The organism is Caulobacter sp. GW821-FHT09H08, from assembly GCF_059415885.1.
In genome coordinates this window covers 276691-290626 of record NZ_JBWKOC010000004.1, presented here as the reverse complement: position 1 = coordinate 290626, position 13936 = coordinate 276691, and the positions used below count along the sequence as shown (strand labels likewise).

13 protein-coding genes and 1 pseudogene are annotated in these 13936 nt (G+C 66.1%); 13 read left to right on the top strand and 1 reads right to left on the bottom strand.

Going from position 1 to position 13936, the window contains the following annotated elements:
• Window positions 1-110: 110 nt before the first annotated feature.
• A complete protein-coding gene (locus AC07NN_RS15855; protein WP_494642773.1) occupies window positions 111-422 on the bottom strand; it encodes a hypothetical protein in 312 nt (103 codons plus the stop codon).
• A gap of 297 nt (window positions 423-719) precedes the next feature.
• On the opposite strand from AC07NN_RS15855, the pseudogene AC07NN_RS15850 reads away from it, so the two are divergent.
• From AC07NN_RS15850 to AC07NN_RS15790, 13 genes and pseudogenes are all read left to right on the top strand, one after another.
• Window positions 720-2740: pseudogene (locus AC07NN_RS15850) on the top strand (methyl-accepting chemotaxis protein).
• Window positions 2740-3027, top strand: a complete 288-nt coding sequence (locus AC07NN_RS15845) for an STAS domain-containing protein (RefSeq protein ID WP_494642768.1) — start codon at window positions 2740-2742, stop codon at window positions 3025-3027. The pseudogene AC07NN_RS15850 and the gene AC07NN_RS15845 overlap by 1 nt, the downstream one beginning before the upstream one ends.
• Window positions 3024-3389, top strand: coding sequence for a response regulator (locus tag AC07NN_RS15840; protein ID WP_099581620.1), 366 nt, complete (start codon window positions 3024-3026; stop codon window positions 3387-3389). The genes AC07NN_RS15845 and AC07NN_RS15840 overlap by 4 nt, the downstream gene beginning before the upstream one ends.
• A gap of 86 nt (window positions 3390-3475) precedes the next feature.
• Complete coding sequence (locus AC07NN_RS15835) at window positions 3476-5740, top strand: chemotaxis protein CheA (protein WP_494642764.1); 2265 nt, start codon at window positions 3476-3478, stop codon at window positions 5738-5740.
• A gap of 2 nt (window positions 5741-5742) precedes the next feature.
• Window positions 5743-6210 (top strand): chemotaxis protein CheW, encoded by a 468-nt coding sequence (locus tag AC07NN_RS15830; protein WP_494642760.1) that lies wholly within the window; start codon window positions 5743-5745, stop codon window positions 6208-6210.
• Window positions 6210-7091 (top strand): CheR family methyltransferase, encoded by an 882-nt coding sequence (locus tag AC07NN_RS15825; RefSeq protein WP_494642755.1) that lies wholly within the window; start codon window positions 6210-6212, stop codon window positions 7089-7091. The genes AC07NN_RS15830 and AC07NN_RS15825 overlap by 1 nt, the downstream gene beginning before the upstream one ends.
• Entirely contained in the window at window positions 7091-8125 is a 1035-nt protein-coding gene (locus tag AC07NN_RS15820) for a protein-glutamate methylesterase/protein-glutamine glutaminase (RefSeq protein WP_494642752.1), read from the top strand. The genes AC07NN_RS15825 and AC07NN_RS15820 overlap by 1 nt, the downstream gene beginning before the upstream one ends.
• A 3-nt stretch (window positions 8126-8128) precedes the next feature.
• Window positions 8129-8518, top strand: a complete 390-nt coding sequence (locus AC07NN_RS15815; RefSeq protein WP_494618900.1) for a response regulator — start codon at window positions 8129-8131, stop codon at window positions 8516-8518.
• Entirely contained in the window at window positions 8515-9081 is a 567-nt protein-coding gene (locus tag AC07NN_RS15810) for a chemotaxis protein CheD (protein WP_494642750.1), read from the top strand. Before AC07NN_RS15815 ends, AC07NN_RS15810 begins: the two co-directional genes overlap by 4 nt.
• Window positions 9082-9086: 5 nt before the next feature.
• A complete protein-coding gene (locus tag AC07NN_RS15805; protein ID WP_494642748.1) occupies window positions 9087-9473 on the top strand; it encodes a DUF8776 family protein in 387 nt (128 codons plus the stop codon).
• Window positions 9474-9479: 6 nt separating this feature from the next.
• The gene (locus AC07NN_RS15800) at window positions 9480-10082 is read left to right on the top strand and encodes a response regulator (RefSeq protein WP_494642746.1); all 603 of its coding nucleotides are present in this window, start codon (window positions 9480-9482) and stop codon (window positions 10080-10082) included.
• On the top strand, window positions 10079-10549 hold the full coding sequence (locus tag AC07NN_RS15795; protein ID WP_494642744.1) for a chemotaxis protein CheE: 471 nt from the start codon (window positions 10079-10081) through the stop codon (window positions 10547-10549). The genes AC07NN_RS15800 and AC07NN_RS15795 overlap by 4 nt, the downstream gene beginning before the upstream one ends.
• Window positions 10550-10832: 283 nt before the next feature.
• Complete coding sequence (locus AC07NN_RS15790) at window positions 10833-13883, top strand: TonB-dependent receptor (RefSeq protein WP_494642742.1); 3051 nt, start codon at window positions 10833-10835, stop codon at window positions 13881-13883.
• Window positions 13884-13936: the final 53 nt, after the last annotated feature.

The window sequence follows — 13936 nt, the reverse complement described above, 5'->3', positions numbered from 1 at the left end:
AAAGTCAGGTCAAGAGCGCAAGCGCCGTGCAAGCCATGACCCAGACAGCAGAACGCCCCCGCCGACCGAGTCGGCGAGGGCGTTTTGTTCCCCCTGAACGGGTTGGACGCTTACGCGCCGCCCGGGAAGCGGAACGGAACCTTCACGGTGCCGGTCTTCGCGCCCATGGGGAGCTTTTCGGCGATGCACATGGCGGCCTTGTCGAAGCCCTTACCAGCGGCGCTGTTGTCGACGACCTTGCAGTCCGACAGCTTGCCGGCGTCGGCGGTGCATTCCAGCATCACCTGCGCGGCGTCGCGGGTGTTCGCGAACTGCTGCAGGCAACGGCCCATTTGGTCTTCAAAACCGCCGGCGGCCGTAGCGGCCTGAGCGATGAAAAAGCTGCCTGCGATTCCCGCGGCAATAGCGATCGGATATTTCATCCCGCTGCTCCTAGTAATGAAATCTCGTCCTGTGGACGACGCGTCAACCGGACGCAGGAGCAACTTCGCAGGTGCGAGTTAAGATATTCTGAGTCGAACTCAAATATTGAAAGTTTACTTTCAGGTAACCACGATCTTGATTCTGGGAGACTCTGGTTCGCTCAATCCCTCTTTATAGACTCCTGGGGCGGGGACCTGCGACCAAACGACCAACTGGCCCAAAACAGGACAAGTTATGTCGAATTCCCTTTAACCAAGTCAGAGGTTGTTAGGAATCTATCGGGATTATCCCCCCTCATGTTGGCGATCCGTGGGCACGGAACGCTGGTTGGAGGGAACTAGCGATGAAACGGATTCGTCTCGTCGATCTGCCGTTGATCATTAAAATCGGTTTCGCACCGGCGTTCGCGCTGTTGATGCTGGCTTTGATGGCGGGTGGCGCGATCGTCGTTCAAAAGAGCCAGTCGGCTGCTCTGAAGCAGGTCGTGGAAAACGACATGCGCCAGAACATGGAGATCCAGAAGATTTCCAAGCGTATCTCGAACATCAACGGCGAGCTGTTCGTCGTGATGACCCACAAGGCGGGCAACATCGAGGTCGACAAGAACGACGCTCGCATGGCCGCCGTCCTGGCCGAGACCGACGCGGTGAAGAAGGACCTGACGGCGCTGAAGAGCAAGCTGCCGGTCGCCGAACAACCGAAGATCGCCGAGCTGATCAAGTCGCTCGAGGAATGCCGCAGCGCCATCGATACGGTCAGTGGGATGATCGGCGTCGATTTCGGCATGGCCGCTGGCTTCATCGCGCCCTTCGAAGAACAATACGCCAAGATGACTGGCCAGCTCGACCAGGTCGTCGCCGCCGCCAACGTGCGGACCGAGCGCGAGACCGCCAAGCGTCAAGCTGAAGCGACGGCCGCGATGAGCGCCACGATCGTGATGTCGCTGATCACCCTCGGCGCCGTCGGCGCCCTGGCCTTCCTGACCGTCATGACGACCCGCAAGTCGATCAACGACATCGCCGGCGCCACCGACAAGCTGTCGAAGGGCGACAACACCATCGATCTGGAGAAGATGACGCGCGGCGACGAGCTGGGCGCCATCGTCACGGCCCTGAAGGTGTTCCGCGACAACCAGCTGCACCTGGAAACCTTGCGCGCCGAGCAGGAGAAGTCCGCCGCCCTCACGGCCGACGAGCGCCGCGCCAAGGAAGCCGCCGCCGCGGCTTCGGCCCAGGAAGCCGCCACTGTCGTCAGCAGCCTGGCCGAAGGCCTGGAGAAGCTGGCCAAGGGCGACCTGACCTTCCGCGTCACCGCCGACTTCCCGGGCGACTACCGCAAGCTGAAGGACGACTTCAACGGCGCCATGGGCTCGCTGCAGGAGACGATGAAGGTCATCGCCGCCTCGACCGACGGCCTGCGCACCGGCGCCGACGAGATCGCCCACGCTTCGGACGACCTGTCGCGCCGCACGGAACAACAGGCCGCCAGCCTGGAAGAGACCGCCGCCGCCCTGGACGAACTGACCGCCACCGTGCGCCGTACGGCCTCGGGCGCTCGCCAAGCTTCGGACGTCGTCTCGACGACGCGTGGCGAAGCGACGCATAGCGGCCAAGTCGTGCATCAGGCAGTCTCGGCCATGGGCGAGATCGAAAACTCGTCCAAGCAGATCAGCCAGATTATCGGCGTGATCGACGAAATCGCCTTCCAGACCAACCTCCTGGCCCTGAACGCCGGCGTCGAAGCCGCGCGGGCTGGTGAAGCGGGCCGCGGCTTCGCGGTCGTCGCCCAGGAAGTCCGGGCCCTGGCCCAGCGCTCCGCCGAAGCGGCCAAGGAGATCAAGACCCTGATCTCCAGCTCGACCCAGCAGGTCAGCCAAGGCGTGAGCCTGGTCGGCCAGACGGGCGAGGCTCTGCAACGGATCGTGGTGAAGGTCGGTGAGATCGACGCCCTGGTCACTGAAATCGCGGCCTCGGCGGCGGAACAGGCGACCGGTCTGAACGAAGTGAACACTGCCGTGAACCAGATGGATCAGGTCACCCAGCAGAACGCCGCCATGGTCGAGCAATCGACCGCCGCGACGCACTCGCTGAAGGGTGAAACCGGTGAACTGGTCCGCCTGATGGCCCGCTTCCAAGTGGGCTCGGGTTCGGCGTCCTACGCCCGTCCGGCCATGGCCGACACGGCGCAGCACGCTCCGGCGCGCAACCCGGTGGCCGAGCAGCAAGCTCGCCTGAACGCCTTCGCCCGTCCGGGCCGGAGCAGCGGTTCGGCGGCAGTCGCTCAAGCCCCTGCTACGGATGGTTGGGAGGAATTCTGATGGCTGCTGCGATCGCGCTGCCTGAAACCCTGGACCTCAAGGCCGCGGCCCCTCTCAAGGCCGCTCTGCTGGAACGCCGCGGCGCGGCGATCACGGTGGAAGCCGACCAGGTCCGTCGCCTTGGCGGCCTGTGTCTGCAGGTCCTGCTCGCGGCCCGCAAGGCTTGGGACCAGGACGGTCAATCCTTCTCCATCAAGGGGCCTTCCGAGGCCTTTGTCGAAACCACCCGTCTATTCGGCGCCGAAGGGGCGCTCCTCTCGGCGGAATTCCAAGGAGCTGAATCGTGACGCGTACGGTTCTCACGGTCGATGATTCCCGGACCATGCGGGACATGCTGCGCATGGCTCTGGTCGGCGCTGGGTTCAACGTGGTCGAGGCTGTCGACGGCGAGCATGGTCTGGAGGTTCTCTCCGCCCATCGCCCCGACATCATCATCACGGACATCAACATGCCCAAGCTTGACGGCTTCGGCTTCATCGAGGCGGTGCGGGTCGATGACGACTATCGCGCCATCCCGATCCTGGTCCTGACCACGGAAAGCGACCCGGCCAAGAAGCAGCGGGCTCGCGAAGCCGGCGCGACGGGCTGGATCGTCAAGCCGTTCAACCCGGAAAAGCTGGTCGACGCGATCCGTCGCGTTGCTGCTTAAGGGTTTGGGCCGCCTGATCCAGGCCAAGACTTAGTACCCCGTTTTTTGAGTACCCGTTGCTAGACGCGAATTAGGACGTACGGGATATGGACGAGCTAGAGGCCATCAAGGTTACCTTCTTCCAGGAATGCGAGGAGCTCCTCGCCGACCTCGAGGGCGGTCTCCTGGCTATGCAGGAAGGGGCCGGCGACCTCGAGACGGTCAACGCCGTGTTCCGCGCCGTCCACTCGATCAAGGGTGGGGCCGGCGCCTTCGGCCTCGAGCCGCTGGTGCGTTTCGCCCACGTGTTCGAGACCCTGCTGGACGCCGTGCGCGCCGGCTCGGTGCCGAACACCGTCGAGCTGGCCGCCGTCCTGCTGCGCGCCTCCGACATCCTGGCCGACCACGTCAGCGCCGCTCGCGGCCTGGGCGATGTCGACATGGGCGCCTCGGCCGCCATGGCCGCCGAGCTGGAAACCTGGACCGACCCGAACGCCGCGCCGGCTCCCGCCGCCGCCGCTCCGGTCATGGTCGAGGAAGCCGCTCCGGCGCCTATCGCCGCTGATGACGACGCCATGGACGACGACGACCTCGGCTTCGTGTTCGTGCCGCAGACCATTTCGGTCGAGGCGCAGGCCGCCGACGCCGACCTGGTTCCGTCGAACGTCTGGACGGTGTCGATCCGTCCGAAGTCGGACCTCTACCGCAAGGCCAACGAGACGGCGCTGCTGCTGCGCGAGCTCAACCGCCTGGGTCCGATCAAGGCGACGCTGGACGATAGCGCCCTGCCGGCCCTGGAAAACCTGGACCCGGAAGCCGCCTTCGTGACCTGGAGCGTCCGCCTCGAGACCGAGGAAGACGAGAGCGCCATCCGCGAGGTCTTCGAATTCGTCGACGGCGACTGCGATCTTGAAATCACCCGCGGCGAAGGCTCCGTCGGGGACGCGATGGCCTCGCTGCTGACCGTGGCCGAGGCGCCCGTGATCGTCGAGACGGCCGCGCCGGCTCCGATCGAGGTCGTCGCCCCGCCGGTCGCCGAAATCGTTCCGATCGCTCCGACCCCCGCGCCGGTGGTCGAAGCCGCCAAGCCCGCCGCCGCCGCTGCTCCGGCCGCCGCCACGCCGAAGGCCACCCCGGTCGAAGTCCCGGGTCCCGGCCAGTCGGTCATCCGCGTCGACCCCGAGCGCATCGATCGCCTGATCGACCTGGTCGGCGAGCTGGTCATCAACCAGGCCATGCTGGCGCAGCGCGTCGGCGAATATGGCATCGCCCCGTCCTCGAACCTGGCCATGGGTCTGGATGAGCTGGAACAGCTCACCCGCGAGATCCAGGACAGCGTCATGGCCATCCGCGCCCAGCCGGTGAAGTCGGTGTTCCAGCGCATGCCGCGCCTGGTCCGCGAAGTCGCCAACATGACGAGCAAGCAGGCTCGTCTGGTGATGGAAGGCGAGAACACCGAAGTCGACAAGACGGTCATCGAGCGTCTGTCCGACCCGATCACCCACATGCTGCGCAACGCCATCGACCACGGGCTGGAAAGCCCCGAGGAGCGCAAGGCGGCCGGCAAGAATCCCGAAGGCGTCGTGCGCCTGGCCGCGCTGCACCGCAGCGGCCGGATCGTCATCGAGGTCTCGGACGACGGCAAGGGCATCAACCGCGAGCGCGTCTTCGGCATCGCGGTCAAGAAGGGCCTGATCGCCCCCGACCTGCAGCTGACCGACGAGGAGATCGACAACCTGATCTTCCTGCCGGGCTTCTCGACCGCCGAGAAGATCTCGGACGTGTCGGGCCGCGGCGTCGGCATGGACGTGGTCAAGCGCTCGGTCCAGGCCCTGGGCGGTCGCATCTCGATCACCTCGCGTCCGGGTCTCGGCTCGACCTTCACGCTCAGCCTGCCGCTGACCCTGGCCGTCCTGGACGGCATGGTGGTCGACGTCGCCGGCGAGACCCTGGTCGTGCCGCTGGCCGCCATCGTCGAGAGCCTGCGTCCGAAGCCGGAAGAAGTTCGCCCGCTGGGCCCGGTCGGCTCGGTGCTGGCCGTCCGCGACAGCTTCGTGCCGCTGATCGACGTCGGCCAGGCGCTCGGCTATCGCGCTCACACGCCGCACCCGACCGAAGGCGTCGTCCTGCTGGTTGAAGGCGAAGATGGTTCGCGCGCCGCCCTGGTGGCCGACGCCATCCATGGTCAGCGCCAGGTCGTCATCAAGTCGCTGGAACAGAACTACCAGCAGGTCGAAGGCGTCGCCGCCGCGACCATTCTGGGCGACGGCCGCGTCGCGCTGATCCTCGACGTCGACGCCACGATCGCCATGCGTCGCCGCGAAGGCGGCGCGCCTCGCCCAACCGAACCCACCCTCATCGCAGCGGAGTAGTCATGACCGACCATGCCACCTCCACCGGTGTTGACCGCAGAGAGCTGATCTCGTTCCGCGTGGGCGATCAGGAATACTGCGTGGACATCATGGCCGTCCGCGAGATCCGCGGCTGGAGCCCGGCCACGGTGCTCCCGCAATCGCCCGGCTTCATGCGCGGCGTCATCAACCTGCGCGGCGCGGTCCTGCCGATCATGGACCTGGCCTGCCGTCTGGGCATGCCGGTGATCGAGCCGACCGTCCGCAGCGTGTTCATCGTGGTCAAGGCGGGCGACCGCACCGTCGGCCTGCTGGTCGACGCGGTGTCCGACATCCTGTCGATCAACGACGATATGATCCAACCGACGCCGGACATGGCCTGCGACACCGTCCGCAGCTTCGTTCGCGGCATCATCTCGATCGAAGGCCGCATGATCAGCGAGATCTCGCTGGATCGTATCCTTCCCGAACGCGAGGCCCTGGCCGCCTGATGAGCACTGCTTCCGCCTCCGCTTCGGAACGCCGCGAGGCCATCGTCGATGGCGAGTTCGCGTTCACGACTCAAGACTTCAAGCGCATCGCCGCGCTGCTGTACGACCTGGCCGGCATCAGCCTGCCCGACAGCAAGGCGACGCTGGTCTATTCGCGCCTGGCCAAGCGCCTGCGCGCCCTCGGCCTGCGCTCGTTCACCGAATATTGCGCCTTCGTCGCCAGCGACAAAGGCCATGACGAAAGCCAGGAGATGCTCCGGGCGCTGACCACCAACGTCACGCGCTTCTTCCGCGAGCCGCACCACTTCGACGACCTGCGCGCCAACATCCTGGAGCCCATGGCCGACAAGGTGCGCGCCGGCGGCCGCCTGCGCCTGTGGTCGGCGGCCAGCTCGTCGGGCCAGGAGCCCTATTCGATGGCCTTCACGGTGCTGTCGGTGTGGCCGAACGCCGCCGATCTGGACATCCGGATCCTGGGCACGGACATCGACACCAACGTGCTGGCCACCGGCCGGGCCGCCTCGTACGACGAGAGCCTGCTGGAAGGCATCCCGGCCGCCGCGCGCAACCAGTATTTCGAGCGCGATCCGTCGGACCGCCGCGCCTTCCGCGTCTGCGAGGAAGCCCGCAGCCTGGTCGCGTTCCGCGAACTAAATCTCAACGGTCCGTCCTGGCCAATGAAAGGCCCGTTCGACGCCATCTTCTGCCGGAATGTCGTGATCTATTTCGATGAACCCACCCAGGAACGCGTCTGGAGCCGCTTCGCGCCGCTCCTCGCGCCTGGCGGCCGCCTCTATGTCGGCCACTCGGAACGCGTCGGCGCCTCGGTGACCGCGTTCGAGAGCTGCGGCCTCACCGCCTATCGGAAGGCGGGTCGCTGATGCCCAAGATTCGCGTTCTCGTCGTCGACGACTCCGCCACGATGCGGAGCCTGATCACGGCGGCCCTCAATCGTGACCCGGACATCGAGGTGGTCGGCGGCGCCGGCGACCCGTTCGAGGCGCGGGGCATGATCAAGACCCTGAACCCCGACGTCGTCACGCTCGACATCGAGATGCCGAACATGAACGGCATCGAGTTCCTCGAGAAGATCATGCGCCTGCGGCCGATGCCGGTGGTCATGGTCTCGACCCTGACCCAGGCCGGCGCGGAGATGACGCTGCGGGCCCTGGAACTGGGCGCGGTGGACTGCGTGGGCAAGCCCACCGACGCCACCGGCACCCAGGAAGCCCTGGCCGAGATCGTCACCAAGGTGAAGATCGCCGCCCGCGCCGCGGTCCGCACCAACGCCGGCGCCGCGCCGAGCGCCGCGCCCGTGCGTCGCAAGGACTTCATGCCCTCGGGCGACATCGTGGCGATCGGCTCGTCGACCGGTGGGGTGGAAGCCCTGCTGTCGATCCTGCAGCTGTTCCCCGAGACCTGCCCGCCGACGGTCATCACCCAGCACATGCCGGCCACCTTCACCGCCAGCTTCGCCGCGCGCCTGGATCGCGCCAGCGGGGCCAAGGTGCAGGAAGCCACGGACGGCGCCCTGCTGGAGCCCGGCAAGGTCTATGTCGCCCCCGGCGGCGCCACGCACCTGGAGGTCGTTCGCTCGGCCGGCCTGCGTTGCCGCCTGGTCCAGGGCGATCCTGTCAGCGGCCACCGCCCGTCGGTGGACGTGCTGTTCAACTCGGTGGCCAACGCCGTCGGCGACAAGGCGGTCGGGGCGATCCTGACCGGCATGGGCCGCGACGGGGCCCAAGGCCTTCTGGCCATGCGCAAGGCCGGCGCCAGGACGCTGGGCCAGGACGAAGCCTCGTGCGTCGTCTACGGCATGCCCCGATCCGCTTTCGAACTTGGCGCGGTGGAGAAGCAGGTTTCCCTGTCCTCCATGGGCCAATCCATTCTCGATCTGGCCTCCGCGAGGCGATGAACCATGCCGCAAGCTAGCACCATCTCCGTTCTCGTGGTCGACGACCAGCTCACCATGCGGGCTCTGATCCGCAATGCGCTGCAGCAGATCGGCTTCAAGGACATCCGTGAGGCGCCCGATGGCGAGGAGGCTCTTAAGAACCTCCTGGCCAAGCCGGCCAACCTCGTCATCTCGGACTTCAACATGCCGAAGATGGATGGCCTGGCGCTGTTGCGAGCCGTGCGCTCGCACCCGCCGATCCGCCAGACCGCCTTCGTCATGCTGACGGGCCGCGCCGACCGTGAACTGGTCCAGCGCGCCGTGCAGTTCGGCGTCAACAACTACTGCGTCAAACCCTTCACCGTGCAGGGCTTGAGGGAGAAGATTGAACAGGTGTTCGGACCGCTGACATGACGCCATTCAACCAATCCGAAGACCTCGAACGCTCGATCAAGGTGCACGTCACGCAAGGTGAAAGCCACGTGACGGCCGATCCCCAGGTGGTCATGACCACCGTGCTGGGCTCGTGCATCGCGGCGTGCATTCGCGACCCGCAAGCCGGCGTCGGCGGCATGAACCACTTCCTGCTGCCGGACTCGGGCGACAACCGCCGCGACGGCGACGCCGTGCGCTACGGCGCCTACGCCATGGAACTGCTGATCAACGACCTGCTGAAGCGCGGCGCCCGCCGCGAGCGGCTGGAAGCCAAGATCTTCGGCGGGGCCAAGCTGTTCGACGGCCTGTCGGACGTCGGCGCCAGCAACTCGGCCTTCGCCGAGCGGTTCCTGCGCGACGAAGGCATCCCGATCGTCTCGTCCAGCACAGGCGGGGTTTCGGCCCGTCGCGTCGAGTTCTGGCCGACCTCGGGCCGGGTGCGCCAGCGCCTGGTCGCCGTCGACAACGCGCCGAGCGACGTCCGTCGTCCCGCGCCCGCCCCGATGCCTGCCGCTTCCAGCGGCGACGTGGATCTGTTCTGACGCCTATGTCCGCTTTGCCGCTCCAGACGACGCCGCCGATCAATCCGCCCGGGGAACACCTCGCGGTTGGAGAGCTATCGCGTCGTCTGTCGGTGGAGCTGGCCTCGGCGGCGGCCATCTGCCAGGACTGCGAGCACATCGTCGGCGACCTCGCCGACGGTGGCGCGGCGCTGGCGAACCTCGCGCGGCTCCAGGCGCTGGACGAGCTGAGCCAACGCCTGCACGGCCTTTCGGCGGTGCTGCAGCGGATCGGTCAGCACGCCTCCGGCGAATGGAGCATGTCGATCGAGCCCCTGCTGGAAGGCCTGGGCCTGGCCGACCTCGTGGTGCGCCTGCGGGCCAGCGAGGACGCCGGCTGGCAGGCCGAAGCGGGCGAGCTGGACTTCTTCTAGCGGCCCATGGTCGACGCGCTCCTCCCCTCGACCCGGATCAACCTCGAGCGCGCCACGGTGCTGGTCCTCGATGACAACGGCGCGTCGCTGGACATCCTCTCGCAGGTCGTCTCGGGCTTCGGCGTCAAGCAGTTGCACCGCGCCGAAAGCGTCATGGACGCCCAGGCCCTGATCCGCGTCCACACCTTCGACCTGATCATCAGCGATGTGCAGATGCCCGTCACGGACGGCATCGAGTTCATCGAGTGGCTGAGGCGGGAGAGCGGCGAATCGAACCGCTATGTGCCGGTCATTCTTGTGACCGGTCACACGCGCACCACGCAGATTTTCAAGATTCGCGACTCTGGCGCGAACTATGTCGTGGCCAAGCCGATCACGCCTAAGGTGTTGCTTGAACGCGTGTTCTGGGTAGCGCGGGAGGACCGCGCCTTTATCGAATGTGATACGTTCATCGGACCGGATCGACGTTTCAAGCACGAAGGGCCGCCCCCCGGGACGGACGGGCGGCGTAAAGATGATCTACCGGCGGAGGTGGGCGATGCGCAGACGCCCAATATGTCGGACGACGAGATCGCCAACCTGATGCGCCCAGCGAAGGTGCAGATATGACCGTCCGTAAGTTCCGCCCGCCCAACCGGCTGGCCTCCTTGATCAAGGACAAGGGTGGGGTCCTGGCCAAGGACGCCCTGGCCGCCGCCGAAGCCGGCGTCGAGACCCTGCGCGAATCCACCATGGCCGCCCTGGACGAGCAGCTGACCGAGATCGAGCGGCGCTTCGGCAAGGGCAATCCGGATCGCGTCTCGGAATCGTTTGAAGCCCTGTATCTGCTGGCTTCCAAGGTGATCGACGTCAGCATCTTCGTGGCCAATGCGGGGATCGACAAGGCGGCGACGTCGCTGTGCGGTCTGGCCGACAGCTGCTCGGAGCAGGGCGCCTGGCGCTGGGACGCGGTGGACGTGCACCTGAACGCCCTGAAGCTGCTGCGGCAGGTCGGCGCCGAGCTGCCCGCCGCGCAGCGCGACGCCATGCTCCAGGGTCTCTACCAGGTCAGCCACTACCGCCCCGACGAGGCCTGAACCCCCAAGGCAGGGTCTGTGACAGAACGCCGCTCTGTGTCGGAAAGGCAACGGCGGTATGAGTCTGAGAGGTTGTGACGGCTTTGTGGCCTTGTCGGCCGTCTCGGCCTTTGTTAGCACTCTGATACCGGTGTCAAAAACCTCTGTTCGGTTCTGACACCGGTGGCAAAAATGAAGATCCAAATGGCTGAGGCCGATTTCGTGGGAAGGACGCGAAATCGGAACCAAGGCCGAGGCGGCGGAAACGTCGCCGACCACAATGGTCGACACGGGAGGAGGTTCTATGTCCAAGAAAACCACGGGGCGCGTGCGCGCTCTGCAATACGGCGTCTCTGGCGGCGCACTGGCCCTGGCGATGGCTTTTGCCGGCGCTGCATCGGCCCAGACCGCTCCGGCGGCAGCCGCGCCCGCCGCCGATGAGACCGTCGAGGCCGTCGTCGTCACCGGCTTCCGCGCTTCGCTAGCCAACGCCCTGGACGTCAAGCGTCGTGAAAACGACCTCGTCGACGTCATCAAGGCGCAAGATATCGCCGACTTCCCCGACCTGAATCTGGCCGAGTCGCTGCAGCGCGTGCCGGGCGTGTCGATCGACCGTGACGGCGGCGAAGGCCGTACGATCACCGTCCGCGGCCTGAACGCCGACTTCACCGTCGTGCGCCTGAACGGCCTGGAAGCCATCGCCACCACGGGCGGCAAGGATGGTTCGGGCGGCGCCAACCGCAGCCGTCAGTTCGACTTCTCGATCTTCGCCTCGGAGCTGTTCAACAGCGTCACCGTGCGCAAGTCGACCTCGGCCAGCAACGAAGAAGGCTCGCTGGGCGCGATCGTCGACATGCAGGCCGCGCGCCCGTTCGACTACAGCAAGTTCACGATGAGCGCGTCCGGCAAGATGGGCTGGAACGACCTCTCGCGGAAGAGCGACCCGCGCTACACCTTCCTGGTCAGCAACCGCTGGGACACGGGCATCGGTGAAGTCGGCGCCCTGGTCTCGGTCGCCTACGCCACCCGCGCACAGCGCGAAGAAGGCTCCTCGACCGGCCGCTGGGAGAACCCCTCGGTCCGCTTCAACTCGTCGACGGCGTTCCCCTGCTTCGGCGCGGCCTATAACCCGTCGACCGCCGGCGCCGCCGCGGGCGGCACGACGGCCGCCAACTCGCCGGCCTGTACGACGATCGGCACCGTCACGGGCGGCACCACGCCGACCGTCCTCGCCGCCGCCGGCACCGCCAACAACCTGTGGCACCCGCGGATCCCGCGCTATGGCCGCCTGGACTACGATCAGCGCCGCCTGGGCCTGACCGGTTCGCTGCAATGGCGTCCGACCGATCGCTCGACCCTGACGCTCGACGCGATGCTGGCCAAGTTCAAGAACAACCGCGACGAGACCTATCTCGAGATCATCTCGTTCAGCCGTAGCGGCGCGGGCCTGCCCCTGACCGACGTCGTGAACTTCACGGCCGACAGCAAGGGCACCCTGATCAAGGGCACGTTCGATGACGTCGACGCCCGGGTCGAGTACCGCCACGACGACCTGAAGACCGAGTTCAACCAGTTCGTCCTGACCTACGACACCAAGTTCGGCGAAGCCGGCCACCTGAACATGGTCTACGGCCAGTCGCGTTCGATCCAGGACAACCCGGTCCAGACGACCTTCTCGTTCGATCGCTACGACAGCGACGGCTACAGCTACGACTACTCGGCCAACGACAAGCTGCCGAACTTCAACTACGGCTTCGATCCGACGAACCCGGCCAACTACCAGTACAGCGCCAGCAACGCCCTGGGCGACGCCTCGCTGCTGCGTCTGCGTCCCAGCAAGGCGGTCAACACGTTCAAGACCTTCCGCGCCGACGTCGACTACCAGATCCTGGACGGCTTCAAGCTGCGCTACGGCGCGGCCTTCAAGAAGTACGGCTTCAACTCGTGGGAAAAGCGCCTCTTCTCGCGCAACCTGGCGACCACCGGCACGACCTTCACGTCGGAAGCCGCGTTCGGCCTGCCCGCCGGCACCACCGTGGCCGACGTCTCGCGCGTGATCACCGGCTTCGGTCGCGGCCTCGACCTGCCGGCCGGCGTGCCGACCTCGTGGCTGGCGCCGGACCTCGACAAGCTGAAGGCCAAGCTCGGTTACGACTGTAACTGCATCAACGCCAACGGCGACTTCCGCCTGAGCGTCCTGAACCAGCTCGGCGCCTGGCGCCAGATCAACGAAAAGGACGTCTCGCTCTACATCCAGGGCGACTTCGACTACGACATCGCCAACATTCCGGTGCGTGGCAATCTTGGCGTCCGCTACGTCAAGACCGAGCAGGACGGGCTGGGTCACTACAACACCGGCAGCGTGACCACGCCGGTGGCGACGCCCTTCGGCACGATCTCGACGACCGTTCCGACCGACGGCACCCAGAAGACCTCGCGTGAATACACGCGGACCCTGCCGTCGCTGAACATCTCGGCTCAGCCCTACGACAACTTCTATGTCCGCTTCGCGGCCGCCAAGGCGATGACCCGCCCGCAGCTGCAGAACCTGACCCCGGGTTACACCGCCATCAGCCAGTCGGCCCAGACCCTGACGCGCGGCAACCCGGACCTCGATCCGATGATGTCCAAGAACCTGGACCTCAGCTTCGAGTGGTATCCGGACAAGGAAACCCTGTTCTCGGTCGGCTTCTTCTACAAGGACATCAAGTCCTTCATCCAGACCTCGGCGGTCACCATGCCGTGGTCGGAAACCGAACTGTCGAACAGCCTGCTGACCAACGGCAACGCGGCCGACACGCTGTTCACGGTCACGACGCAGATCAACACCCCCGGCGGCAAGCTGAAGGGCTACGAGATCTCGCTGCAGCGTCCGTTCACCTTCCTGCCCGCGCCGTTCGACGGCTTCGGCGGCATCGTGAACTACACGCACGTCGAGAGCGACATCCAGTACGTGATCGCCAACCCGGTCTATTCGGGTACGCCGCGCGTGCTGACCACGCCCGCGGTGCTGCTGACCCAGCCGCTGGTGAACCTGTCGCCCGAGGCCTACAACGCGACGCTCTACTACGAAAAGGGTCCGTTTAAGGCCCGCGTCTCGGCCTCGTACCGCGACCCGTACCTGATCCAGGTGGCCCCGTCGGCCACCAACAACAACGATGTTCGGATCAAAGAGAAGACCATGAACATCGACACCCAGGTCAGCTACAACTTCGGCAACTTCACCGTCACCTTGGAAGGCATCAACCTGACCGACCAGGCCGACAGCAAGCTCGACGACTCGACCCGCATGATCTCGGAAGAGTACGTGCACTACGGCCGTCAGTTCTACATGGGCGTGAAGTGGAAGTTCTAAGCTTCCACGGCCGCCGGGCCTAAAAGGAAGGGCGCTGACCGCGAGGTCAGCGC

What these genes read in the sequence shown, in the direction of transcription:
- AC07NN_RS15795 (WP_494642744.1), top strand. Translation starts at nt 10,079, where the DNA reads ATGACCGTCCGTAAGTTCCGCCCGCCCAACCGGCTGGCCTCCTTGATC.
- AC07NN_RS15855 (WP_494642773.1), bottom strand. Translation starts at nt 422, where the DNA reads ATGAAATATCCGATCGCTATTGCCGCGGGAATCGCAGGCAGCTTTTTC.
- AC07NN_RS15825 (WP_494642755.1), top strand. Translation starts at nt 6,210, where the DNA reads ATGAGCACTGCTTCCGCCTCCGCTTCGGAACGCCGCGAGGCCATCGTC.
- AC07NN_RS15835 (WP_494642764.1), top strand. Translation starts at nt 3,476, where the DNA reads ATGGACGAGCTAGAGGCCATCAAGGTTACCTTCTTCCAGGAATGCGAG.
- AC07NN_RS15845 (WP_494642768.1), top strand. Translation starts at nt 2,740, where the DNA reads ATGGCTGCTGCGATCGCGCTGCCTGAAACCCTGGACCTCAAGGCCGCG.
- AC07NN_RS15805 (WP_494642748.1), top strand. Translation starts at nt 9,087, where the DNA reads ATGTCCGCTTTGCCGCTCCAGACGACGCCGCCGATCAATCCGCCCGGG.
- AC07NN_RS15800 (WP_494642746.1), top strand. Translation starts at nt 9,480, where the DNA reads ATGGTCGACGCGCTCCTCCCCTCGACCCGGATCAACCTCGAGCGCGCC.
- AC07NN_RS15810 (WP_494642750.1), top strand. Translation starts at nt 8,515, where the DNA reads ATGACGCCATTCAACCAATCCGAAGACCTCGAACGCTCGATCAAGGTG.
- AC07NN_RS15790 (WP_494642742.1), top strand. Translation starts at nt 10,833, where the DNA reads ATGTCCAAGAAAACCACGGGGCGCGTGCGCGCTCTGCAATACGGCGTC.
- AC07NN_RS15820 (WP_494642752.1), top strand. Translation starts at nt 7,091, where the DNA reads ATGCCCAAGATTCGCGTTCTCGTCGTCGACGACTCCGCCACGATGCGG.
- AC07NN_RS15830 (WP_494642760.1), top strand. Translation starts at nt 5,743, where the DNA reads ATGACCGACCATGCCACCTCCACCGGTGTTGACCGCAGAGAGCTGATC.
- AC07NN_RS15815 (WP_494618900.1), top strand. Translation starts at nt 8,129, where the DNA reads ATGCCGCAAGCTAGCACCATCTCCGTTCTCGTGGTCGACGACCAGCTC.